The sequence below is a fragment of the Thalassospira sp. UBA4513 genome (genome assembly GCF_002388495.1).
Lineage (GTDB): Bacteria > Pseudomonadota > Alphaproteobacteria > Rhodospirillales > Thalassospiraceae > Thalassospira > Thalassospira tepidiphila.
This window is the reverse complement of sequence record NZ_DGMR01000031.1, coordinates 489-1,112: the sequence shown is the minus strand read 5'-3', so window position 1 is coordinate 1,112 and position 624 is coordinate 489. Positions and strand designations below refer to the sequence as shown.

General features: G+C 52.4%; 1 protein-coding gene. It reads left to right on the top strand.

Annotation, left to right across the window (positions count from 1 at the left end; all coding sequences use genetic code 11):
- Nucleotides 1-280 precede the first annotated feature (280 nt).
- Nucleotides 281-624 (top strand): aldo/keto reductase (locus B2T33_RS12185; protein WP_286792111.1); only part of this gene is annotated, 344 nt, incomplete at its 3' end.

The window sequence follows — 624 nt, the reverse complement described above, 5'->3', positions numbered from 1 at the left end:
CTTGGCTTGATACAGCCTCACTCTAAGTCCTGAACTTCGGGCGACCCATTAATTTGGTCGCCCTTTTTCTTTGCCTGAAAATCCCCACCCGCACACGTGGCAGTCCCGACACTCTCGCCAATTGCACAGCCTGTACCATCCTGATGTACAGGTTGCGATCGGCGACATGCGCACTAAATCTGGCGCAAATCGGGCAAACTGACACCGGATCGTCATTTGCACATGACACCGCGAAGACCCAAAATCACAACAATCAAACGAAACAAGGGGGTACACCAGTATGATTTACCGGAACTGGCAGGACACTAAAATCCCGGCCCTTGGCTTTGGGACGTACGAGCTCAACAACGACGAAGCAGCGAAAATGATCGCCGAAGCCGCCAAGATCGGCTATCGCCATTTCGATACCGCCCAGATGTATCACAACGAACAGGGCGTTGGTCAGGGCCTGAAAAACTCCGGCCTTGCACGCGATGACTACTTCCTGACCACCAAGGTTTGGTACGACAAATTCCAAAGCGGTGATTTGCAGACTTCCGTGGTTGAAAGCCTGCGCAAGCTTGATCTGGACCATGTTGATTTGTTGCTTCTGCACTGGCCCAATGATGACGTGCCGCTTGAAGA